Origin of the sequence: Marinomonas arctica (assembly GCF_003259225.1) — a bacterium.
Classification (GTDB): Bacteria; Pseudomonadota; Gammaproteobacteria; order Pseudomonadales; family Marinomonadaceae; genus Marinomonas; species Marinomonas arctica.
Window position 1 is genome coordinate 80,360 of sequence record NZ_QHJF01000013.1, and the last position, 23,703, is coordinate 104,062.

The 23,703-nt window shown below is 44.9% G+C and carries 23 protein-coding genes; 13 read left to right on the top strand and 10 right to left on the bottom strand.

Annotation, left to right across the window (positions count from 1 at the left end; all coding sequences use genetic code 11):
* The first annotated feature begins 24 nt into the window (after positions 1-24).
* The 9 genes from arsB (at position 25) to DK187_RS09475 (ending at position 10,438) form a co-directional block, all read left to right on the top strand.
* Positions 25-1,041, top strand: coding sequence for an ACR3 family arsenite efflux transporter (arsB, locus tag DK187_RS09435; RefSeq protein WP_111607104.1), 1,017 nt, complete (start codon positions 25-27; stop codon positions 1,039-1,041).
* A 73-nt stretch (positions 1,042-1,114) separates the two neighbouring features.
* A complete protein-coding gene (locus tag DK187_RS09440) occupies positions 1,115-2,125 on the top strand; it encodes an ArsJ-associated glyceraldehyde-3-phosphate dehydrogenase (protein ID WP_111607105.1) in 1,011 nt (336 codons plus the stop codon).
* A 6-nt stretch (positions 2,126-2,131) separates the two neighbouring features.
* Positions 2,132-3,367 (top strand): organoarsenical effux MFS transporter ArsJ, encoded by a 1,236-nt coding sequence (arsJ, locus tag DK187_RS09445; protein ID WP_111607106.1) that lies wholly within the window; start codon positions 2,132-2,134, stop codon positions 3,365-3,367.
* A 176-nt stretch (positions 3,368-3,543) separates the two neighbouring features.
* Entirely contained in the window at positions 3,544-4,647 is a 1,104-nt protein-coding gene (locus tag DK187_RS09450) for an ABC transporter ATP-binding protein (RefSeq protein ID WP_111607107.1), read from the top strand.
* 126 nt (positions 4,648-4,773) lie between these two features.
* Positions 4,774-5,658 (top strand): carbohydrate ABC transporter permease, encoded by an 885-nt coding sequence (locus tag DK187_RS09455; RefSeq protein ID WP_111607108.1) that lies wholly within the window; start codon positions 4,774-4,776, stop codon positions 5,656-5,658.
* Positions 5,645-6,532: a carbohydrate ABC transporter permease gene (locus DK187_RS09460; RefSeq protein WP_223232294.1), complete on the top strand. Its 888-nt coding sequence runs from the start codon at positions 5,645-5,647 to the stop codon at positions 6,530-6,532. The genes DK187_RS09455 and DK187_RS09460 overlap by 14 nt, the downstream gene beginning before the upstream one ends.
* 21 nt (positions 6,533-6,553) lie before the next feature.
* Positions 6,554-7,858, top strand: a complete 1,305-nt coding sequence (locus DK187_RS09465) for an ABC transporter substrate-binding protein (RefSeq protein ID WP_111607109.1) — start codon at positions 6,554-6,556, stop codon at positions 7,856-7,858.
* Positions 7,859-7,919: 61 nt separating this feature from the next.
* The gene (gene melA / locus DK187_RS09470; RefSeq protein ID WP_111607110.1) at positions 7,920-9,329 is read left to right on the top strand and encodes an alpha-glucosidase/alpha-galactosidase; all 1,410 of its coding nucleotides are present in this window, start codon (positions 7,920-7,922) and stop codon (positions 9,327-9,329) included.
* Between the two features lie 74 nt (positions 9,330-9,403).
* On the top strand, positions 9,404-10,438 hold the full coding sequence (locus tag DK187_RS09475; protein WP_111607111.1) for a LacI family DNA-binding transcriptional regulator: 1,035 nt from the start codon (positions 9,404-9,406) through the stop codon (positions 10,436-10,438).
* Between the two features lie 31 nt (positions 10,439-10,469).
* Here DK187_RS09475 and DK187_RS09480 read toward each other — a convergent pair whose 3' ends face one another.
* The 3 genes from DK187_RS09480 to DK187_RS09490 form a co-directional block, all read right to left on the bottom strand.
* Positions 10,470-10,727 carry a helix-turn-helix domain-containing protein gene (locus DK187_RS09480; RefSeq protein WP_111607112.1) on the bottom strand — a complete coding sequence of 86 codons (258 nt, stop codon included), beginning with the start codon at positions 10,725-10,727 and terminating at the stop codon, positions 10,470-10,472.
* Between the two features lie 102 nt (positions 10,728-10,829).
* Positions 10,830-11,768 (bottom strand): DUF6933 domain-containing protein, encoded by a 939-nt coding sequence (locus DK187_RS09485; RefSeq protein ID WP_111607113.1) that lies wholly within the window; start codon positions 11,766-11,768, stop codon positions 10,830-10,832.
* A gap of 277 nt (positions 11,769-12,045) precedes the next feature.
* Positions 12,046-12,891, bottom strand: coding sequence for an AraC family transcriptional regulator (locus DK187_RS09490; protein ID WP_111607114.1), 846 nt, complete (start codon positions 12,889-12,891; stop codon positions 12,046-12,048).
* A 261-nt stretch (positions 12,892-13,152) separates the two neighbouring features.
* Here DK187_RS09490 and DK187_RS09495 point away from each other — a divergent pair, with 261 nt between their 5' ends.
* From DK187_RS09495 to DK187_RS09505, 3 genes are read left to right on the top strand one after another with little or no spacing between them, the layout of a single operon-like run.
* Positions 13,153-15,240, top strand: coding sequence for a TonB-dependent receptor domain-containing protein (locus DK187_RS09495; RefSeq protein ID WP_223232293.1), 2,088 nt, complete (start codon positions 13,153-13,155; stop codon positions 15,238-15,240).
* 30 nt (positions 15,241-15,270) lie between these two features.
* Positions 15,271-15,663 carry a hypothetical protein gene (locus tag DK187_RS09500; protein ID WP_111607115.1) on the top strand — a complete coding sequence of 131 codons (393 nt, stop codon included), beginning with the start codon at positions 15,271-15,273 and terminating at the stop codon, positions 15,661-15,663.
* Positions 15,664-15,672: 9 nt separating this feature from the next.
* Positions 15,673-16,101: a hypothetical protein gene (locus tag DK187_RS09505; RefSeq protein ID WP_111607116.1), complete on the top strand. Its 429-nt coding sequence runs from the start codon at positions 15,673-15,675 to the stop codon at positions 16,099-16,101.
* Between the two features lie 120 nt (positions 16,102-16,221).
* Here the strand turns inward: DK187_RS09505 and DK187_RS09510 are convergent, their stop codons facing one another.
* On the bottom strand, positions 16,222-16,635 hold the full coding sequence (locus DK187_RS09510; RefSeq protein WP_111607117.1) for an HPF/RaiA family ribosome-associated protein: 414 nt from the start codon (positions 16,633-16,635) through the stop codon (positions 16,222-16,224).
* A gap of 125 nt (positions 16,636-16,760) precedes the next feature.
* Between DK187_RS09510 and nhaR the strand changes: the two genes are divergently transcribed.
* Complete coding sequence (gene nhaR, locus DK187_RS09515) at positions 16,761-17,657, top strand: transcriptional activator NhaR (protein WP_111607118.1); 897 nt, start codon at positions 16,761-16,763, stop codon at positions 17,655-17,657.
* A gap of 20 nt (positions 17,658-17,677) precedes the next feature.
* Here the strand turns inward: nhaR and DK187_RS09520 are convergent, their stop codons facing one another.
* The 6 genes from DK187_RS09520 to hutH form a co-directional block, all read right to left on the bottom strand.
* A complete protein-coding gene (locus DK187_RS09520) occupies positions 17,678-18,850 on the bottom strand; it encodes a hypothetical protein (RefSeq protein ID WP_111607119.1) in 1,173 nt (390 codons plus the stop codon).
* Between the two features lie 117 nt (positions 18,851-18,967).
* Positions 18,968-19,216, bottom strand: a complete 249-nt coding sequence (locus DK187_RS21570; protein WP_111607120.1) for a nucleotidyl transferase AbiEii/AbiGii toxin family protein — start codon at positions 19,214-19,216, stop codon at positions 18,968-18,970.
* Complete coding sequence (locus DK187_RS09530) at positions 19,212-19,556, bottom strand: hypothetical protein (RefSeq protein WP_204355610.1); 345 nt, start codon at positions 19,554-19,556, stop codon at positions 19,212-19,214. Before DK187_RS09530 ends, DK187_RS21570 begins: the two co-directional genes overlap by 5 nt.
* Before the next feature lie 303 nt (positions 19,557-19,859).
* On the bottom strand, positions 19,860-20,675 hold the full coding sequence (gene hutG / locus DK187_RS09535) for an N-formylglutamate deformylase (protein ID WP_111607121.1): 816 nt from the start codon (positions 20,673-20,675) through the stop codon (positions 19,860-19,862).
* The gene (hutI, locus tag DK187_RS09540) at positions 20,675-21,955 is read right to left on the bottom strand and encodes an imidazolonepropionase (RefSeq protein WP_111607196.1); all 1,281 of its coding nucleotides are present in this window, start codon (positions 21,953-21,955) and stop codon (positions 20,675-20,677) included. Before hutI ends, hutG begins: the two co-directional genes overlap by 1 nt.
* A gap of 122 nt (positions 21,956-22,077) precedes the next feature.
* Positions 22,078-23,616 carry a histidine ammonia-lyase gene (gene hutH, locus DK187_RS09545; RefSeq protein ID WP_111607122.1) on the bottom strand — a complete coding sequence of 513 codons (1,539 nt, stop codon included), beginning with the start codon at positions 23,614-23,616 and terminating at the stop codon, positions 22,078-22,080.
* Between the last annotated feature and the right edge of the window lie 87 nt (positions 23,617-23,703).

Consider the following 23,703-nt stretch of genomic DNA (forward strand, 5'->3'; position numbering starts at 1 on the left):
TAGACAACATAAGGAAGTTAAAAAGTGGGTGTGTTTGAGCGTTATTTATCGGTTTGGGTTGGCCTTGCTATTGTTGTCGGCATTGTGGCTGGTCGCCTTTTTCCTAACTATTTTTCTCTTATCGCGCAATTTGAGTACGCACAGGTCAATTTTGTCATTGCGGTACTGATTTGGTTAATGATCTATCCGATGATGGTACAAATCGATTTTTCATCGATAAAAGACGTGGGCAAGAAGCCCAAAGGGCTGGTGTTAACCTTGGTCATTAATTGGTTAATCAAACCCTTTACCATGGCTTTTTTGGGCTGGTTGTTTTTTAAAGTCTTGTTTGCAGACTGGGTCGATCCGCAAACGGCATCAGAATACATTGCTGGGATGATCTTGCTGGGCGTTGCGCCTTGTACCGCCATGGTGTTTGTTTGGAGTCAAATGACGAAGGGCGATGCCACTTATACTCTGGTACAGGTGTCGGTTAATGATCTGATCATGATCTTTGCTTTTGCGCCTATCGCCGGATTTTTATTGGGCATGACGGACATCACTGTGCCTTGGAATACGCTGCTGTTGTCAGTGGTGTTGTACGTTTTAATTCCGCTCATTGCAGGCGTTCTCACTCGCCAGACACTAGAGAAAAGTCAAAACACCCAAAAACTGCAGCATTTTCTTTCTACGATGAAACCTTGGTCTGTTATTGGTTTACTGGCCACCGTCGTGCTGTTGTTTGGCCTTCAGTCAGACACGATCCTGTCTAATCCTCAAGCGATTGTGCTGATTGCCATTCCCCTATTGATTCAAACCTATGGCATCTTTGCCATTGCGTATTTTTTAGCCAAGCAAATGAAGCTGCCGCACAATATTGCGGCGCCAGCTTGCATGATTGGCACGTCAAACTTCTTTGAATTGGCGGTCGCGGTCGCGATTGCATTGTTTGGCCTGCATTCTGGTGCGGCACTTGCCACCGTGGTGGGTGTGTTAGTGGAAGTGCCTGTGATGCTTAGTTTAGTGTGGTTTGCGAATCGCACTCGGCATTGGTTTGGCTAATTTATGGCTGATAAGCCTACTGTTTTGATGGCTCATTCTTTTCATTGGTTACTGCATTCTATTTGAGGTTGTTATGACAATTAAGGTCGGTATTAACGGTTTTGGTCGAATGGGACGTTTGTCTTTTCGAGCGGCATTCGATTGGGATGACGTGGAGTTTGTACAAATCAATGATCCCGCTGGCGATGCCGCAACATTGGCGCATCTGATCACTTTCGACTCAGTTCATGGACGCTGGCATCACCAAGCTCACGCGGAAGACAATGTGATGATAGTGAATGGCCAACGCCTCGTCTGCACACAAAACAAAACCATCGCAGAAACCGACTGGTCTGGCTGTGATGTGGTAATCGAAGCCAGTGGCAAAATGAAAAGCAAAGCCCTACTGCAAGCTTATCTTGACCAAGGTGTGAAACGTGTTGTGGTGACTGCCCCCGTAAAAGAAGACGGTGTACTGAATGTGGTCATGGGGGTTAACCAGCATTTGTACGATAAAACCCAACATACCATTGTGACGGCGGCGTCTTGCACCACAAACTGTTTGGCGCCTGTGGTAAAAGTCATCCATGAAACACTGGGCATCAAACATGGCTCGATGACCACCATTCACGATATTACCAATACGCAAACCATTCTTGATGCACCCCACAAAGATTTGCGCCGTGCCCGAGCCTGTGGCATGAGTTTGATTCCAACCACGACGGGCTCTGCAACGGCCATTACGCATATTTTCCCTAAGCTAACAGGCAAGTTAAACGGTCATGCGGTGCGCATTCCTTTGGCCAATGCGTCGTTAACCGACTGTGTGTTTGAAGTGGAACGTGAGACCACGGTAGAAGAAGTCAATCAACTGTTAAAAACTGCATCGGAAACCGAATTAAAAGACATTTTAGGGTACGAAGAACGTCCGCTGGTGTCCGTGGATTATAAAACCGATCCACGCTCCAGCATTATCGATGCCTTGTCCACCATGGTAATCAATGGCACTCAGGTAAAGCTGTATGCTTGGTACGACAATGAATGGGGCTACGCCAATCGCACCGCGGAGTTGATGCGTATGGTTGGCCTTGCTGATCAGGAATAATCCAACATGTTAAGCCTTGCGCTGCTTTCTCCAGACATTCGTCAATACCTGGTCGTTACGGGTAATTACTGGGCTTTTACCCTAACCGATGGCGCCTTGCGCATGTTGGTGGTGTTGTATTTCTATGGGCTAGGTTACAGCCCATTTGACATTGCTATGTTGTTTGTCTTTTATGAAATCTTTGGGGTTGTTACCAATCTTGTCGGAGGTTGGCTTGGTGCCCGGCTTGGCTTAAATCGCACCATGAATGTGGGGCTGTTTATGCAAATCATCGCCCTCGCCATGTTGCTGGTTCCGGCCAGTTTACTCACCGTGCCTTGGGTTATGGGAGCACAAGCTTTATCGGGCATTGCAAAAGATTTGAATAAAATGAGCGCCAAAAGCTCGATCAAATTGCTGGTGCCCAATGACGCTCAGGGACAGCTGTACAAATGGATCGCCATTCTCACTGGGTCTAAAAATGCTTTAAAAGGCGTTGGCTTCTTTTTGGGGGGCGCACTGCTTAGTCTATTAGGATTCCAAGGCGCTATTTTGCTCATGGCGGCTATGCTGACGTTGGTGTGGATCGCCAGCTTGATTAGCCTAAAAAAAGACCTTGGCAAGGCGAAAAACAAACCTAAATTCACCGACATTTTCTCAAAAAGCAAAGCGGTTAACTATTTATCCGCTGCACGGCTATTTTTATTTGGCGCACGAGACGTATGGTTTGTAGTGGCGCTACCTGTGTTTTTAGCCAGCACCTTTGGCTGGGATCATTGGTATGTAGGGGGATTTTTAGCCCTGTGGGTCATTGCCTATGGCATTGTGCAAAGTTTTGCGCCTTTGCTAACAGGTAAGTCACAAGGCAAATTGCCCGATGGGCGACACGCTTTGGGTTGGGCACTGGCGCTGGGAGTCACGCCTATTTTTATCGCTCTTGCTTTGGATTATAACTGGCAGGTGGAATTCGCGGTTATTGTCGGCTTGCTCGCCTTTGGCGCTATCTTTGCGGTGAACTCATCTTTACATAGCTATTTGATTGTCAGTTATGCAGGGGAAGATGGCGTTTCTCTCGACGTGGGTTTCTACTACATGGCAAACTCCATGGGCCGACTCATTGGCACCGTGCTCTCAGGATGGCTTTACCAAGAGCATGGACTGGCTACCTGCCTTTGGTTTTCCACAGGATTTATCGGTTTAACCGCGCTCATTTCAGTGGGATTGCCCAAACATAGCAGAGCGGCTAAGCCTATTTCGCCTTAGTGCTGTGTTATTTATCTTATGAAGATCAACGACTTTTTCGCAAATAAAGCCATATTTAGCCTACCTATTCAATATCAATAATCGATAGTTTGCGAAACCACACTTGACTTAGTCCTAATTGGGTAAAATAATGGAACCACGTTCCATTATAAAAACAAGATAGGAAATAGCAAAATATGGCAAATATAACCCTAAAAAACGTGACCAAACGTTTTGATAAGCTAGAGACTATACACAGTGTCAATCTTGAACTGTGTGACGGAGAATTTGTGGTTTTTGTCGGCCCTTCCGGCTGCGGTAAATCTACCTTACTACGCTTAATTGCCGGTCTTGAGGAAATAACGGAAGGCGTTATTGAAATCGGCGATAAAAACATGAATAACATCGCGCCAGCTAATCGAGGCGTCGCCATGGTATTTCAATCTTATGCCCTCTATCCGCATATGAGCGTCAGAGAAAATATGAGTTTTGGCATGGAAATGCGTGGCGAATCAAAAGAAAACATTCACACACGAATCACCAAAGCCAGTCACATTCTGCAACTTGATGAACTGCTTGATCGCAAGCCAAGACAACTGTCTGGTGGTCAACGACAGCGTGTGGCAATTGGTCGAGCCATCGTACGTGAACCTGATGTCTTTTTATTCGATGAGCCGCTTTCCAACTTAGACGCTGAGCTACGTGTTGATATGCGCATACAGATAGCCCAACTTCATAAGAAACTCAAAGCGACTATGATTTATGTTACCCATGATCAGGTGGAAGCCATGACATTGGCGGATAAAATCGTTGTTCTACGAGCGGGTCATATTGAACAGGTCGGCTCTCCTATGGAGCTATATCATAATCCCAACAATATGTTCGTCGCCGGTTTTATCGGCTCTCCCAAAATGAATTTTTTACCCGCACTGATCAGTGATATTGAAGCTGACAATTCGGTTATAGTTGCTTTTAATGGACAAAAAATACTCTTTAAAATTCAATCAGATAAACTTTCTATTGGAGACCCTGTAACCCTAGGGTTCCGTCCAGAACACATCCACTTAGCAAAGCAAGAAGATGGCTTTCATTTTGATATCACAGTTGATGTCGCGGAACATCTAGGTGGCATCAGTTACCTTTATAGCCGCTTTGAAAACAACAATATGACGATTGAAGTATCTGGTGAGAATGTACTTACCTCTGGTGATGTTTTAAGCGTGGGAATCAAACAGAGCGATTGTTACTTATTCGACCAAGCAGGCAAAACATTGATCGAACGCGTTCTACCAAATCGATAGACGTATAAAAATAACCCTTTACTAACACGCGTTAGTTTAGTATTTATTAGATCGTTAATTGGTAGCAAATTTTTTAAACCAAACAACTAACGCGCGTTAGTTCTATAAAAATAAGAAGGAATAACCATGCCATTTATGTCGCGCAAAATGAAGAATTCACTCTTTGGGTATCTGTTTATTTTTCCTGCTTTGATTGGCTTTTTGCTTTTTTACGCATGGCCTGCTGGTCGGGCTGTTGGCATAAGTTTCACCGACTGGAACTTACTGAGTGAGCCATATTATGTTGGGCTCGACAACTATGTCGACATGCTCGAGGACGATCAGTTTTGGAATGGTTTAAAACTCTCCGCTTACTATGTGCTGCTTAATATTCCTTTACAAGTCATGCTGGGGTTGTTTTTAGCGGTCGCCATGGATCGTTTAACCAAATCGCTTTTTGTCAAAGCCGCTATCTTGCTGCCGTATTTACTCTCCAATGTATTGGTAGCGTTAGTCTGGCTGTGGATGTTAGATCCGATTCTAGGCATTGTGAACAGTCTAGTTTCGTTCTTTGGTTTAACGCCTCAAGCCTATCTTGGTGACCCTGATCAAGCGCTGGTGTCAGTAGCAGCCATTAACATTTGGCGCCATATGGGATTATGCGCCATGCTCTTTTTAGCGGGTCTACAAACAATTCCTAAATACCTCTATGAGTCAGCGTCTTTAGAAGGGGTCACGGAATTTCAAATGTTCCGCAAAATCACCTTGCCTCTGTTAAGGCCAGTGATGGTGTTTGTCTTAGTCACCAGTGTAACAGGGTCATTTCAAATCTTCGACACCATTGCCGTCACCACGGCAGGTGGCCCTCTCGATTCCACTCGAGTCATTGTCTATTACATCGTTCAAAACGCTTTTAGCTTTTACAAAATGGGCTATGCCTCCGCAATGTCAGTCACCTTATGCATGATTATGTTGGCTTACACTCTTCTTCAAATGCACATTATGAGGGCTTCCGAAAGTGATCTTAATTAAAAAAATGACCCCTGCACGTTGCGTCGCTTGGTTGGTCTTAATCACCATGTTGGTGGTGACCCTCTTTCCATTATTGTTTGTTGCAAAGACATCATTTGTCCCAGCGGGAGAGCTTTATACGACATCGACACAGCTCTTGCCTGACAATCCTACGTTGTCTAATTACAAGAAGATTTTTGGCCTATTGAGTACAGAGGAATCCATTGCCGCTGGTGGTTCCGGTGCGAATATAAACATCACAACATCAATGATTAATTCGGTCATTTTTACGGGCATTATTGTCATTGTACAAACCTTTAACTGCGCATTAGCGGCTTACGCTTTTGCTCGTATTCCCTTTTATGGCAGCAAATTACTTTTTGGTGCCTTCGTTGCCTCAATGATGATCCCCAGTGTGGTTACCTTGATCCCAAATTTCGTTTTAATGAGAGATTTAGGTTTACTGAATTCCATGCTGGGCATGGTGGCTCCCTTCTTCTTAATGCACGGTTTCGCCGTATTCTTTTTGCGACAGTTCTTTATTTCTTTACCCAAAGATATTGAAGAGGCGGCTCAGCTTGATGGCGCAAATTCTTTCATGATTTTTTTCAAAATTGCCCTACCACTTAGTTGGGCACCATTGATGACGGTCGCCACCTTAACCACCATCAATATGTGGAATGAGTTTCTCTGGCCTTTTCTTATTGCTACCGATGACAGCATGAAAACCTTACCCGTTGCCCTGCAGTCATTTAAATCTCAAACCCCTCAAGGTCAACCTGATTGGGGCGGTTTAATGGCAGCCACCGTTGTTGCCACTATTCCGACCATCATCATGTTGTTCTTTTTTGGTCGTCGTATCGTCGAATCTGTCCAGTTCACTGGCGGTAAATAAAAATAACAAAGGAGATATACCATGAAAATACAACGCCTTACATTCACTTCTCTGGCCATTGCCGTCAGTGCAAGTGCCGCCCACGCGGTAGAAATAAAATATGTACTTTGGGATTCCAATCAGCTCCCAGCTTACCAACAGTGCGCCACGGATTTTAGCGCGAAGCACCCAAACATCAGTGTCAAAATCACCCAATCGGGTTGGGATGATTATTGGACGGCTCTCTCTACTGGCTTTGTTTCTGGTACTGCGCCCGATGTGTTCACAGATCATTTGGCAAAGTACCCTGAGTTTGTGAAAAACAACCAGCTTGTGGACCTATCGAGCTATATCGAGCGTGACAAACTGGATCCCAGTATCTACACAGACGGCCTTTACGAAGTGTGGGGCAAAGACGGCAAACAATTTGGCTTACCCAAAGACTGGGACACCATTGCAATGATCGTCAACATGGACATGGCCGAAAAAGCGGGGGTGACCTTAGACGAGCTTAATTTCATGACGTGGAACCCGCAAGACGGTGGCAGTTTCGAACAAATTGTTCGCAAACTGACACTGGATAAAAATGGCAACAACGCAACCTCAGATAAATTTGATCCCAATAATGTGGCGGTTTATGGCTACCAGAATCCTGGTGCTGGCGGCATGTTAGGACAAACAGAATGGAGTCATTTTGCTGCTTCAAATGGCTTTAAATTTCAAGACAAACCATGGGGAAGCCAATTCTATTACGATGATAAATCCCTTGCAGATACACTAGATTATATTACTGGGCTGGCTAAACAAGGCCTTTCTGCTGATTTTAAAAACACTCAGTCTCTTGGATCGGATTCCATGTTTATCGCAGGTAAAGCCGCCATTATTCCTCAGGGTTCATGGATGATTACCTACTTCGATAACAATGTGAAAAGTAAGTATCACTGGGTGCCTCTGCCTAAAGGCCCATCAGGTAAACGCGCCACCATGTTTAACGGCCTTGCCGATTCGATTTGGAGCGGCTCTCAGCACAAAGAAGAAGCATGGCAATGGGTGAAATATTTAGGTTCTGCCGATTGCCAAAGCGTAGTCGCATCAAAAGGTGTGGTCTTTCCTGCCATTAAAGGCATGGCGGAAAAAGCCGTTGGCGCCCAAATGCAACGCAATATCGACTCCTCAGCCTTTCTGACCATGTCGCAATCTGAAACCTATCTTCCTCCGATTGCTAAAAATGGTGCACGTATCGATAGCACGATGGAAAGCGCCATTCAATCAATTTTACTCGGCAAAGAAAGTGCACAAGAAGCCCTTTCAGATGCCAACAAAAAAGTTCTCCGTTACAGCAAATAACAACAATTAATCTGGCCAAACTCTTTTTACGTGAATGGCCACTGACTAAAGGATAGACATAATGCTTTCTCCTAAAATTGTACTTATTGGAGCGGGTAGTACCGTTTTTACTCGAAACCTATTGGGCGACATCTGGTCTTTGCCAGCCCTTAAACATGCCAAAATTGTGTTGCATGACATTGACGAGCATCGCTTGGATCTCTCTTTAGCCGTAGCACATAGATTGGCTGATATGCTTGATATTAAACCCGACGTTAGTACCGAAAAAAATCGTCGCATTGCCTTAAAAGACGCCGATTTTGTCCTGAGCACCATTCAAGTGGGTGGCTACAAACCAGCGACAGTGCGCGACTTTGATATCCCCAAAAAATACGGTCTTGAACAGACGATTGGCGATACACTGGGCATCGGCGGCATCATGCGAGGACTGCGCACGATCCCAGTCATGTTAGAGATGATAAAAGATATGGAAGAAGTCAGTAGTGATAAGGTCATCCATCTCAACTATGTAAACCCAATGGCAATGATTACTTGGGCTTTAAACAAAGCAAGCGACAAAGTCAAAACCGTTGGCTTATGTCACAGCGTACAGCACACAGCATATGAACTGTCTCAAGATCTTGGCATTCCAGTGAATGACATAGCGTTTCAGTGTGCTGGCATTAACCATATGGCGTTCTATACAAAATTAGAGCACAAGGGTGAAGATCTATACCCCAAATTAAAAGAGCTGGCCAAGCACAATACAATGCCAGACTGGAACCGTGTTCGCTATGAGGTGATGCAACAATTCGGCTATTTCCCGACAGAATCCAGTGAACACTTTGCCGAATATGTGCCATGGTTTATCAAACCCGGACGTGAAGATTTGCTTACTGACTTTCATATTCCACTCGACGAATACCCAGGCCGATGCCAAGTCTATGAGGTAGCGTGGCCTTTTATCGAAGAAGAATTACGTCACCCAGGATCACAATCCACAGCGATGCTGAAAGATCAGCTGAAAGCAAAAAATATCAAGGTGATGTCACGAGAAATTGACAATGCAGCGCACATGCTTTCTGGCTTATCCGAAATCAAACGTTCCGTTGAATACGGTAGTACGATTATCAATTCCATGGTGACGGGGGAGCCGAGCGTAATCTATGGCAACGTTATCAATGATAAGCTCATTGATAACTTACCCGAGGGTTGCGCCGTTGAACTCGCTTGCTTAGTCGATCATAATGGCGTTACTCCAACTCGTGTTGGCCGTTTACCTGTTCAACTTGCCGCCCTAATGCGAACCAATGTGGGCGTACAAGAAATGGTGGTAAACGCCGTTTTAGAGCAGAATAGAGATCACATTTATCATGCTGCCATGTTAGATCCTCACACCAGTTCCGTGCTCGATATAAAACAAATACGTGCTATGGTGGATGAATTGATGGAAGCACATCGGGACTACCTACCCGACTATTTTTACCATTAACCTTACTGTAACTTTTGCGCCACTCTTTACTCAAAAATAATAAGCATTGAGTGGCGCTTATTTAGGATACCGATATGAAACCAACCAGTATCGAGGTGGCTAGACTTGCAGGCGTCTCTCGAACCACCGTATCCTTTGTATTGAACAATGTTAAAAAATCTGGCATCAGTGAAGCAACTCGCACCAAAGTGCTCAATGCGGCAGCAGAACTGGGTTATGAACCTAATGCGGCAGCACAATCTCTTGCTTCTGGCTCGTCAGCCACCATAGGACTCGTGCTACCTGACATTCAACATCTTTATGTGGATGCCTTCTTAGCTCGTGTTGTCGCTTCTGTAGCGGAAGAATCTCGTGCACAAAATATGAAACTATTAATCGAGTCTACCGATGGCGAAGCGTCACAGAACTATCGAAGATTGGCTAAAAGTGGTCGCGTAGATGGTTTGATCGTCGTAAACCCCAGAGAAGGTGATTATCGAGAGCTCTCTGAAATCAATCGTTTATTTATGCCTCTTGTTGCCTTTGGCAGTCCATCACGCAGCATTGCAACGGGATACGAATTCAGCACGACAGGGAGTAATAACTTTGTTAATGCGAAACTGGCCGTCAATCACCTAATTCAACTCGGCCATAAAAAAATAGCTCATATTGGATTTGCATCCTCCACCTTTGCCAGTGTGCATTCTCGAGAAAGAGGCTGGTTAAGTGCTCTAGAAGAAGCCGGTCTGGAGCAGTACGCAGTCAAAGAATTTGCCAATTTAAGTGCCGACAGTGGATACCAAGCCTGTCTGCGCTTATTGCAGAAAAACACCTCCTTTAGCGCGATTTTTGTTGGTAACGATACGGTTGCCTTTGGGGTAATAAAAGCACTGTCAGACAAGGGATTAAAAGTACCTGAAGACGTCGCTATTGTCGGTTATGATGACATTCCACTGGCTAATTATGCTCCTATTCGTCTCACCACCATAAAAACCTTCCCAGAAGAACATGGTCAGAAATCGGTGGCCATGCTGCTAGAACAGCTAAACGGCAACACTGCAGCAACACATCATAGAATTGAATCTCAGTTGATTGTGAGAGACTCTTGTGGTCCGAAACTAACAGCATAAAAAGCAGAATAAGAAGACGTTTCAGCAGACATCAGTCATCCTCCGAAAATAGGGTTTCTATTTCATCCCATTGGGGTAATCGATGCTTTTTAGGCGTCACATCCAGTGTTAAACCAACCGCATCTAGGTAACGTTGCAGAATATCTAACGACCCAGTGAAGTGGCCATTTTCGATCAAGGACAAGGTCGATTTATGTATACCTGTCTGCTCTGCGATCTGCTTTTGCGTTTTTTTCAGCGCTTTGCGTGCGGCACAAATTTTCTCGCCGATTTCTTCTCGATTTGCCATTCTGCTATCCAACACCCTTACTGACATGCAAAAGTTTACTATATAGCAAACAATATAGTCTAAACATTAAAAGTTTACTATATAGCAAACAAATTAGTCGATTTAACGCTTCTTCTGATACACAGAGAAGTCGATGACATTGTCTTTGTGTTTAATGTCTTTTTGCTTAACGTCTTTGTTCTTCTCAGGGCTGGGTTTGGCGTTTTTTGTTTTGGCATTTTTTTGATTCCGTTCACCTTCCCCCAAATGCGCAACACCAACTGGCAAGGATTTGAGCAATTCGTCAAGGGCGGCGTCGGCGGCGTCGTCATCCAAGTCTTCTACCATATTGTCTAACGAGAAGCGTTGAAAGTAATTTTTCACTTCCAACAAGTTCGGTGTGATGGTTTTTTCTGGATCAGAAGAATAGGCGTTGAGCCATTGCAGTAAAAAAGCTTGAACAGGATAAAAATAATCTTTTTGGCCTTTCGCATGACGGAGGATTTCGCCAGTATAAAGGTTGAAGTCGAGTAAGTCCTCTTCCTCTTCGAGCATGAAGTCTTCGTAACAATGACGCTGCAAATGCCAAGACACATCATTGATATGAGCTTGCGCGCTGCGATCATTGCGTTGATAAAATAACGCATTGTTACCTCGTCGATGGCACGCGTCTAAGGATTCCGCAATCTCTTCCACGTTCATATTATGCGGGGCGGTAATGCCCATAACATTCAGGTATAAATGCCCTTCAAAATCGTTTAAAAAGCTGGCTACGTCTCCTTTTTTTGGCGCTAACATGGTCATGCAATAACGTGTATTGTAATCCATTACCAGCAAGTATTTTTGCCGTTTCACCGAGATACAGTGTACCAACCAATGCCACTCTGTGTCGTATGCGTCGGTTAGCCCTAACCGATCAGGAAACACCACCCCCTCTTTGGCCTGTTCAATGGATTCAGCAATGGTTTTGTGCGGTGGCGTTGCGACACAGGTGCGTTTTTCGCCTTTCACCGTGGCAGTAAAACACTCCGTCGCTGCTTTCGTACAGTTAAACACCCACATTAGAGGCCTCCGGTATTAGATTGGTAGGGAATACATTCTTATCAACTACCCGTTATTTTGCCACATATGGACAAAAGCTCATTGGACTTTCGTTAAAAACAGCGTTTTTTTGTCGGTATGTCTCAGCAGTCACCTTGTGAGCCTAATGGAATGCCCTGCTCTGCAGAATAAAAAAGGCGAACCGATTAATTGGTTCGCCTAAAGCGGTTGTTACTTATCAGTTCAGGGAATCGAGATTGTTACTCAAGCATGTTTGTTAATAGGGTCTTTTTAATAACTAAATGTCGTTGTGATCTGGAAGGATTATCGTAGGCACACCGGCCGTTTCTAATGCTGTTGTCCGTTCGAAAAGGTATCTCGCTGGTGGCTTACCAACCACCTTACGGAACATGGTGACAAAACCACTGGCATTCTCGTAACCTAATTCCAGCGCCACCATTTGCACGCTTTCGCCTTTGCTCAGACGCTGAAGAGCAATCATTACATGAAGCTGTCGACGCCAGCGTCCAAAACTCATTCCGACTTCTGAGGACATATATCGGCTCATGCTTCTCTCACTCATACCGATGCGAGAAGCCCAACTGCCTTTGGCGGTTTTTTCTGCCGGATCGGCTAATAACATCTCGACCAGTCGACGTAGTCTAGAGTCTCTCGGCATCGGCAAATAAAAATCCTCCACCGGAGCCATGGTTAATTCATCGAGTAAAGTAGCAATTAATCGTTCTTCACTCCCTCCCAAAACATACAGCTCTGGAATAATTGTCGCTCTTATAAGCAGTTCACGTAACAGAGGAGACACAGAAATGGTGCAACAGGTTTTAGGAAGGTTATCGACAGCGTCAGGTTCTACAAACAAACAATAACATTCACCAGACCCCTTAGCCGAATGCAATACGTCTCCAGGAATCCATACCGCGCACTGTGGCGGGACAATCCAAACGCCATCTTCAATTTCACAGCGAATAGTGCCACGAACAGAATAAATCAATTGCGCTTTACGATGTTGGTGTTGCTCATGCTCCCAGTCTTTGGTGATCGCTGTCGCACTCAATGCAACAACATGACGCTGCACACTGTCCACGTCTATCGTCTTACTAGCAGTCAAATCAGTTTTAATAATCATAATAGTAGGTACAACATGTCTAGTCAGATATCTGGCCCAATTGCAAACAACTATAGTTAAATTATTCAATAGAACACAAGCGACGTTAATATCATGACGGAATTTAAGCGGGAAAGTTAAGGTATCTCGTATTACGGCTAGTCAAATACCCCCCCCCCAGAAATTGGCCGAATTGAACAATAATTTGGCCAATATTCGCTATCCGCCATGAATCTATGTGGTGTTAAATGACTCATCACAAATGAAAATGAGTCTTATTTAATGAAATGTCACCTTTTCCCTCTAGCACCAAGCATTCGACCAATCTCACCAACAATAGCGCCGCCTTTAAAAAATTCTGGGTATTACAACGTCATACATCTCGGACGGTGTGTATCACTTGGTGTCGCAATTGCCGCAGGTACATCTATTAGCACACAGAATGCGTTTGCAAATGAATCAACCACTCAAGAAGCTCAAAATACAGCCGTTCAACTAACTGGTATTGTTGTTACAGCATCACCAGGTGGCGTTGCACAAGATGTTAATGATGCGCCCGCTTCAATTAGCGTTATTACCCGCGAAGAACTCGAAAGTAAACCTTACCGTGATTTGGCGGACGCTCTTTCTTCTGTTCCAGGATTAACCACTACTGGCGGCAATGATCGCAAGGAAATTAGTATTCGAGGAATGGGATCTGCTTACACGCTGATACTGATCGATGGTAAGCGTACGGATTCTCGAGAAACAAGTCGTCTTTCTGACGGTCTGGGCCAGATGAACGCTTGGACACCACCCATTTCAGCCATTGAACGTATCGAGATAGTACGTGGACCTATGTCTTCATTATACGGTGCCGATGCAATGGGGGGAGTTATCAATGTTATCACTCGTAAGGTTGCCAAAGAATGGGGCGGCGAAGTGAGTACAGACTCATTATTGCAGGAGAATTCCAAATCTGGAGACGCAAATCAGGGCAGTTTTTTTCTAACAGGTCCAATCAAGCAAGATTTGCTCGGCTTGCAGCTCTATGGTCAGTATTCTAAGCGCGACGAAGATAATATCTACAATGGATATCGTGATAGCACACGCAACAACATCACCGCAAAATTCGCACTGACTCCAACACCAGACCACGACATCATTTTTGCAGCAAATCACACAGAGCAGCATGTTGAACAAGAACTGGGCAAAAGTATCGACCCAAACTGCGCTACCTATTCCTATTACGGTTGCGCCACACCCTATGACAAAAAGGTAGATGTTGATCGCTTCTCGCTATCACATACAGGACGTTGGATGCTAGGAACATCAGAAACCTATGTTCAGCAGGAAACTTTCAATGTTTCCTCACAAGATATTCGCTTAAAAAATACCGAATTTCGTACCTCCTTGGCGATGCCACTGGAAGAACATCTTGTCACCGTAGGTGGTGGCAGTCGACATAATACGCTACACGACAGCTTTTCGAATCGTGTGACAAATCAATATGATATTACCCGTAAGCAGAATTCCCTATTTGCAGAAGATGATTGGTATTTGACGGACACTTTTACATTAACCGCAGGTGCTCGTCTCGACGACGATAACCGTTACGGTCATCATTGGAGCCCTCGTGTTTATGGTGTTTGGGGAATCACTCCACAATGGACATTAAAAGGAGGTGTGACTTCAGGCTTCAAATCACCTGACATGACAAAAGTAGCCAGTGGCTACGCATCAGCCAGCGGCCTCGGTAACATCTATGGTAATGACGACTTAAAGCCAGAAAAATCGCTTAGTCAGGAAATCGGCATTCTGTACAGTAACAATGGAGTGACTGGCGGATTGACTTTATTCAACAACAAATTTGAGGACAAGATAACCACCGTTGCTTGTGGTAGTGATTGTCCACCATCAAGAGGCACGAACGCTCTCACTTACGCAAATGTAGATAAGGCCATCACTCGCGGCGTTGAAGCGAGCTTAGGACTTCCTCTGTCATCGAACATAACCTTGGATAACAGCTACACCTTCACTTACTCCAGACAAGAATCTGGTAGTTATGAGGGAAAGCCCTTAAACAAACTACCACGCCACCAGCTAACGAGTACGCTAAATTATAAGCCAACAGCAGAGTTTACCTCTTGGGCTCGCTTAGCTTATCGCGGTAAAGACAGTGATAACGTTGGTGGCACAGCCGCCTTACTATCCCCCGTCGAATCGCCTGCATTCACTACATTCGATATCGGCGCTAGCTACAATATCAATCAAACTCTCAGTCTTCGCGCTGCAATTTATAACCTTGCAAACCAAAAAATTGACTACAACGAATATGGATTTGTCGACGACGGCCGCCGCTATTGGCTGGGAATGACTGCAAAATTTTAACCCCAACCCACTACTATGAAAGGTATTAAGATGAATAATGAAGCAAACAGAATCACGTTATTTTGGCTAACAACGGCTGTCGGTGCGGTACTTTTTGTGACACTGCAGTTATTTTTCTTCCTCAATGACTATGTTATTGCGAAAGGTCAGGGCCCAGCAATCACCTTTGATACCAATACGTTATGGATGTTTTCCGCATACTATGGCATTTGGATCGTAACGGTTCTAATGACCTTAATTGGAACCACGAAAGCGCAATGGTTGGCTCTCATTATCGGAGGACTTCTTGTCGCGCTAAACACTCTTGGAGGTATCTTTGATGGGATCCGAGATGGCGCTCACGTTGCATTCTCAGCACTGTTTTTCATCACACTTCCTGGTGTATGTGCCATCGTCGCTACTTGGCGGGCGTTAACAAAATAGGAGTACATTATGTCAATGAATAGTTCGCAATTTCCTTTTGTTTGGATAAGTCTTGCACACGAACCTGGGCAAGACTCGCAAAAAGATTTCGATGAATTCGAAGCAAACTTGAAACGAGGAGAACCCTTTGTGCTTTTGAGCGACTCGGCTCCGACAGGTGATCACGACCACTCTAAGGAAGAAAAGAAACGCACATCACTGTGGATGAAAAAAAACAAGGCAGAGCTTCGCAAGTTAGTTATCGCCATGATTCTAATAGAACCCAACACAGCCAAACGTTTGGGATTCAAAGCATTCTCGGAAGTTTTTGCCAAATTCTGGGGCTACCCTTTGATTTTGGCATCGTCAACAGATGCTGCTATGGAGATTGCCAAAGGATTGCTTCCCACTCACAACGAGGCAAACATTAATGAATCAGGAATGACGAATCAGACATAATGAGCCCTGCTCTCCATAACGCCTTTGACACCGCCAATTCAAATCAAAAAAAGGCGAACCGATTAATTGGTTCGCCTAAAGCGGTTGTTACTTATCAGTTCAGGGAATCGAGATTGTTACTCAAGCATGTTGGTAGTAGCCGTATTCATTTTCGTATTCTTCATAAATGTCTCGCGGCATTTTCTTCTGCGGTCTCATCTTATGAAACGCAGCTTTTAATCGCGTGGCTTTGTGTTGTAGTCGTTCAATGCGTCGTGTCACCGTTCGGCTTGTACGGCTAGCAGCGCTGTCTATGGCCGAATACAAATCGGCTTGTTGCTCGCTTATTACCACTTCTTTTTGGCCATTGAGTTTGACCAGAACTTGGCAGTGTTTGTCTTCACCACCTTTCGGACCGTTGACATCGGTAAGCGTCACGGTCACTCGTTGAATATTGTCATAACGGGAATTCAAGGCAAAATTAAGACGACGTTTCACATACGCTTTTAAACTTTTGGTCAGCGCTAGACGACGTGCTTGGACTTTGATTCTCATCTTGTTCTCCTTCACTCATGAATGAGTAAGTTATGTTGGAAACTTCACGTTACTCACAAAAACTCGTAAGATATAATCGAATTATTAATGTCAATAATTAGTTTTTCTCGAACTGTTGGTAAAATATGATCAATTTCAAACATTTGCATTATTTTTGGATGGTGGCGAAGCAAGGCAGCATTACAAAAGCCAGCGAACATTTGCACATTACACCGCAAACCATCAGCGGGCAGATAAGTCTGCTAGAAGAGCAACTGGGTAAAGATCTATTTAGCAAGGTGGGTCGCAACCTGGCGTTGACCAGTACGGGTCATATGGTACTGAGTTACGCCGATGAGATATTTTCCTTAGGCAGCGAACTGGAACAATCTGTGCGCATCGCATCGACCGATAGAACACAATTACTGCGCGTCGGCATTGCGGATTCGATACCAAAATCCATCGCTTATCGTCTATTGGCGCCGGCTATGGCGTTAGAAGATCCGGTACGACTTGTCTGCAAAGAAAACAGTTTAGAGGATTTATTGGGCGAGTTGGCGTTGCATAAATTGGATCTTATTATTGCCGACGGTCCGATTCCAGCACATTTGAGCGTGCGAGGATTTAATCACTTTTTGGGCGAATGTGGTACGTCTTTTATGGCGGCACCAAAGCTAATCGAACAAGGTGAAGCAGATTTTCCCAAGAGTTTAATCGGCGCACCATTTTTGATCCCAAGTGATCAATCTTTGATACAAATTCAACTCTTACAATGGCTAGAAAAACACCATATCCATCCGAAAATCATGGGCGAATTTGATGACCGAGCGTTAATGAAAACCTTTGGTCAAGCAGGTGCGGGCGTGTTTATCGTGCCATCGGCCATTGCGAGCGAGGTGGCAAAGCAGTTTCAGGTGGAGATCATCGGCAGCAGCGAAGAAATACGCGAGCAGTTCTTCGCCATTGCCACCGAACAACGTCTCTCCAACCCAGCGCTGGTTGCCATCACTGACGCAGCGAAAGGCTGGTTAAAGCGTAAATAGAAAACATAAATAGCAACGTTTTATAGGCTCTCTTTTACGCTTTTTTTAGCTCGCTCTATCAGGTCAGACGGTTTCATTTGCCAAATCAATGTAAAGCCTTTTGCTCCTAAATAAAGAAACAACACTGGAATAAAGACAGTGTTAAAAGCAAATAATGCCAGTAAGGTAAGGAAATCGTTGACGAGGTCATTGAGCGTGCCCACGTACTCGCTGATCTTGTCTTTAAAATGACTCAGCCCAAAAGCGCTTTGTTTAATGGATGAGAAAAAACCTTGGTCTTCTAAGGTAAGATTGCCTAGATCAGTAATGGATTGCTGCAAGGCATTGATCTTATTTTGCGAGGTCTTGATGTTTTGTTCCGTACGCTGGCGATCATCGCTCAGAGCGCTTTGCTGTGTTCGCAGATCAGCTAGTATTTCATCGTTATTAAACAAAATATCTAAGGCTGATAACGTATCTTTACGTGCCGATATTTGACGATTAAGGGACTCATTCTGAGCGTTTAATTCAACCAATCGCTCATCCTGTTTCGACAAGGTTTGTTGCTCTTCATCTAGTTTGATTTGAAGCGTTTGTTTGTCTTTATCGAGGGATTGCTTGAGATCCGCTGCGACGCCTAAACCTGTTGTTACTTCGTTCATATCTTCAGAATGAACTTGGATTTTATCCATGGTTTGCGTCTTTTCATCGTTTAAAAACGATGCATCAACCAGCGCTGACAGTAACACCACCAGTACCAATAAAAACTTCGCGCCCACGGCAGTAACAAAGACTTTATACGCCACTTCGGCAAAACGGCTTTTGCACCAATATAAGTAGCCAAACAGCAAACCCGACAAGGTAGCAAAGACTTTAAAATACACAGTAGAGGTGATTTTGAGCAAAATGCTTTGAAAAATAAGCGACGACACCGCCACCTTCATCACACCAGAAAAATCTTCCACCATATCGTTAAATGGGTCTAATAACTCACCAATAGTCACAGAACTGACAAACACACTGATTTGGATGCTTTGCAGCACAGAAACAGTGGCGTTAAACAATTTCGCCAAACCAAACGCACTTAACGCCTGCACTAAGGAAGAAGAGACATAGTCAGATGCTTTACTGTCGAGCAAGCCCCACCACGAAAAAACAATCGCCAACACAATGGCGAGGTAATAACCGTTTATTTTACCGAGTTGCTTAAGCACTTGTTTACCCTCTTCCTTTGGATGTGTCTTTATAGCAGTTTAGACATGAAAAGAGCGACAAAAGATAGAAATGAATAAAACGGGTGATTAAAAATAGTACGTGTGAACATTTTTAAGTCAGGCTCCTGCTGGTCCAGTGGGATGTCGTAAAAGGATCGGCAAAGAAGTATTGATAAGACAATTCACATCATACCAATGCCGCGCTAAACGATCTAGATTCGGTTCTTTTGTTTGAGTGGAAAACTGATGTAGGGCAGTTAGTTTTTCCCAAAGTATGGAGTATTGCTGATAGGCCATAACCTTAGCTTTAGGCAGGCCGAGAGACTCAAAGCCTTCAATATCGGATAAGTAGCTACTAATTTCAATGTCTTAAAGTTCCAGAACATTCAAACAAGCTACTCCTTAGCTCTATTAATTTTGGTTTCCATTCTTTTAACATAGGTTCAGTTTGAAGCTTATCTAAGAATTTTTTTGTTTCCAGATCCGACAAACCGAACCTTTTTGCAGCCTGCTGAAGAGACGATACAGGCGTAAATTCCGGCGACAATGACAATAAACTACGATAAAAACGCCCTATAGGCTGATTCGCCCAACGAAGCTTACTTTCGCAAACATGTTTCACCGTGATGAGTTCATTACCAATACTAAATTCTCTGCTCGCTCCATTCGCCCAATAGATCACTTTGATAGGGGCTTGTGTTTGCATACCCAATCGATACGCCGACTCATCGTCTTTTGGACAGCTGACACAGATACTAGAGAATAAAAATTCTCTATTGAAAAGGAACTCCCCGTTTCATTCGATCACGTTTATTATTAACTAAAGCGGCAACTGACACAAAATTATCCTGACATATTTAGATCAAAGTGACTTTATTCTAGAGCATATAAATAAAGCCCTAAAGATACATTTATGTCAGGATAAATCATTCTAGATAGAATGATATTACAAAAAAATCCCCATGCTGTTTTCACAACATGGGGATTCTTGAACTATAAAAAGTTGAAACTAAAATCGAACGTATAGACAGGCTTCAATCACGTCTTTCAGCTGTTGTGTGATCAATGGCTGTTTCTGTTCATCCAGTTGATATTCTGACTGTTTTGCCAGCTCGTCATTAAGGTACGTAGCTTGGGAAAGTTCGAGCTGGATGGCGTGAATGCCTTCTTCTGGCTGGCCAAAATAGCGCGTGATATAGCCGCCTTTAAAACGCCCATTGAGCACTTGTGTATAGTTTGGTCGCAATATTTGCGTGACGGCATTGGCTAAGGCTTCATGACACGCCTTACCTTCGTTGGTACCCCAGTTGAAGTCTGGCAGTGTGCCGTCAAATAACATAGGCACTTCGGCGGCGATGCTGTGGGCGTCAAACAGAATAGCATAGCCAAATTTAGCTTTTAAACGCGCCAGCTCTTGTTCAATCGTATTGTGATAAGGCCTCCAGATCTGTTCTTTGCAAAAGGCTTTGTGTTCATCACTTGGTGCTTTACCTTCGACAAAAACTGGACTGTCTTCGAATAAAATGTCTGGGAACAGACCCGTAGTTTTGGTCGCATAAAGCGGTTTATCATCATATGGACGGTTAAGATCGATCACATAGCGAGAATAATTCGCTTTGATAAAGCCGACACCTAATGACGCCAAAAAACCATACAGTTCAGGGATAAACCAATCCGTATCGGGCAATTTTTTGGCTTGATCTGTTAAACCCGCTTGCGCCTCTGCCGTCAGGTTCAAACCCGAATGTGGCATGCTGACCAGTAAGGGCGAATCCCCTTGCACAAAGTCAAAGGCCGGTACGGTTAATGAAGCGTGTGTTGTCATTATGCTGGTTCCCCTTGGCTATTTTTACCTAGCCTATTGCTACCTTGGCTATTTTTACCGTCAGATTGTTTGCCCTCGTAGACCCTGGTTTTCACAAGATCACCGCCCAACCAATAACTGAGCTCACCGGGGCTGTCTACCTGCCAGCAGACAAAATCAGCGACTTTCCCAATTTCTAAACTACCATGAGAATCCGCCATTCCCAATGCTTTTGCCGCATGAATTGTCGCGCCAGCAAGGGCTTCTTCAGGCGTCAGCGCAAACAGGGTGCATGCCATGTTCATCATTAGACGAAGCGATAACGCAGGAGAGGTGCCTGGGTTCGCATCCGTGGCAATCGCCATGGGCACACCATATTGACGTAACAAAGCAATCGGTGGACGCTGTGTCTCTTTTAGGGTGAAAAACGCCCCCGGTAACAATACGGCAACCGTTCCCGATTCGGCCATGGCTTTTACGTCTGATTCTTCAATAAATTCGATATGATCCGCCGACAATGCCTTGAACGACGAGGCCATAGCGGTGCCCCCTAAGGAAGACAACTGCTCAGCATGGATTTTTACTGGCAAGCCTAATGACTCAGCGGTTCTAAAATAACGCGCCACTTGCTCGGTACTAAAGGCGATGCCTTCACAAAAAGCGTCTACCGCATCGGCCATGCCAAGTTGGGCGACTTTCGGCAATACCTTCTCGCAGAGGTAATCAATATAAGCGTCTTTATCGTCGAACTCTGGCGGCATCGCATGGGCCGCCAAACAGGTTCGTTTAATGGTCACAGGCCACTCATCACCTAGTTTTCCGGCGACGCGTAACATTTTCAGCTCTGAATCGAGGGACAAACCATAACCCGATTTAATCTCTACCGTGGTCACGCCATCGGCCATTAAGCTTTTTAAACGACGTAATGCACTGGCAACCAACTCAGCTTCGCTCGCCTCGCGGGTGGCTCTTACAGACGACGCAATGCCACCACCCTGCTTAGCGATGTCTTGATAGCTCACGCCATTTAAGCGTTGTTCAAACTCCCCAGCTCGATTACCACCAAACACTAGGTGCGTATGGCAATCGATTAAACCGGGCGTAATCCAACCACCACCCAAATCATGCTCGTGTTGCGTCTGGTATGCGGGTAAATCGTGCGCTTTGCCGATCCAAACAATACGTCCACCACGAACACCAATGGCGGCGTTTTCAATGATGCTATATTGGCCACCTTTCATAGTAGCGACATGCGCACCGCGCCATACGCTGTCTAACGTTATCAAAGAATCGCGTGTCATCTTGTGCTCCATAGCCCCTCTTTTTCACTCACATTCTAAAACGGTTATTGCTGTCACCGCATCACTGCCAAAACAAAAAAGCAGTTCACAAAGAACTGCTTTTGGTATTGGGTCTAAATTACTTACACAGCCAGACTTGGTAGTAAACCGACAGGCATGGTCTCGTTATGCACGGCTTCTAATAACAGGTCGTTGGCTTTCTCAATGTCGGTCGCAAAGTAACGATCTTTGTCATAGAAAGGCACACGAGCGCGCAATGTCGCACGAGCGTTTTCTAGACGTTTGCTGGATTTCAATGGTGCGCGGAAGTCCAAGCCTTGTACCGCAGACAAAATCTCAACCGCCAAAATACCGCGTGTATTTTCCGCCATGTCTTTCAAACGACGGGCCGCGAACGTTGCCATAGAAACATGGTCTTCTTGGTTCGCCGAGGTTGGCAAACTGTCTACCGACGCAGGATGCGCGTAGCTTTTGTTTTCACTCGCTAGTGCAGCAGCCGTTACTTGAGCAATCATGAAACCAGAGTTGACACCGCCGTTATCCACCAAGAATGGCGGTAATTTACTGAGATTGCTGTCGATCAACAACGCCATACGACGCTCAGACAAACTGCCGATTTCAGCAATCGCCAAGGCTAAATTATCCGCTGCCATAGCAACGGGTTCGGCATGGAAGTTACCACCAGAAATGATGTCGCCTTCTTCCGCAAACACCAATGGATTGTCCGATACCGAGTTGGCTTCCACACACAAGACTTTCGCCGTGCTGCGGATTTGCTCCAAACAGGCGCCCATGACTTGCGGCTGACAACGTAATGAATACGGATCTTGAACTTTTTCACAGCCTTGGTGAGAGTCGCCCAGCTCAGACGTTTCGCCTAAAAGATGACGATAAGCCGCTGCCGTATCAATTTGTGTTTGATGACCACGCACTTCATGAATGCGCGCATCAAATGGACTGCGGCTGCCTAATGCCGCTTCGACTGACAAGGAACCACATACAACGGCGGAAGCGAACAAATCTTCTGCTTCAAACAAACCTTCAAGAGCAAAAGCGGTGGAAGCTTGCGTACCATTTAATAATGCCAAACCTTCTTTTGGTGCCAAGGTGATCGGCTCTAATCCAGCGATAGACAAGGCCGCACGACCTGAAATCACTTCGCCACGGTAACGGGCTTTGCCCTCACCCAGCAAAACGGTGCTCATGTGAGCCAAAGGCGCTAAATCGCCAGATGCACCCACAGAGCCTTTTTTCGGAATGCAGGGGTAAACTTCTTTGTTAATCAAAGTAAGCAGTGCTTGAATCACTTCCAAACGAATGCCCGAGAAACCACGCGCCAGGCTGTTTACTTTCAAAGCCATGATCAGTTTGACAGTTTTGTCTTCCATCAACTGACCAATACCCGCCGCGTGCGACAAGACAATACTGCGCTGCAACTCTTCCAAATCTTCTGGCGCAATACGCGTATTCGCCAACAAACCAAAGCCTGTGTTAATACCGTAGACAGTACGGTTTTGGGCAATCACATCGTTGACCACTTGGGTGCTGGCGTGAATCGCAGGGAAAGCGCTCTCGTCTAACGTCAATTTAACGTGACGACGACTGATTTGGCGCAATTCATTCAGCGTCAATTGACCGGGTTTTATGGTTAATTCAAACATGGTGTTCCTCAATTTTTTATTCTCAAATCACAACACCGGATAACGGTCGTACCTCCCTCATCCGGCCTACAAACTTCCAATCAAAAC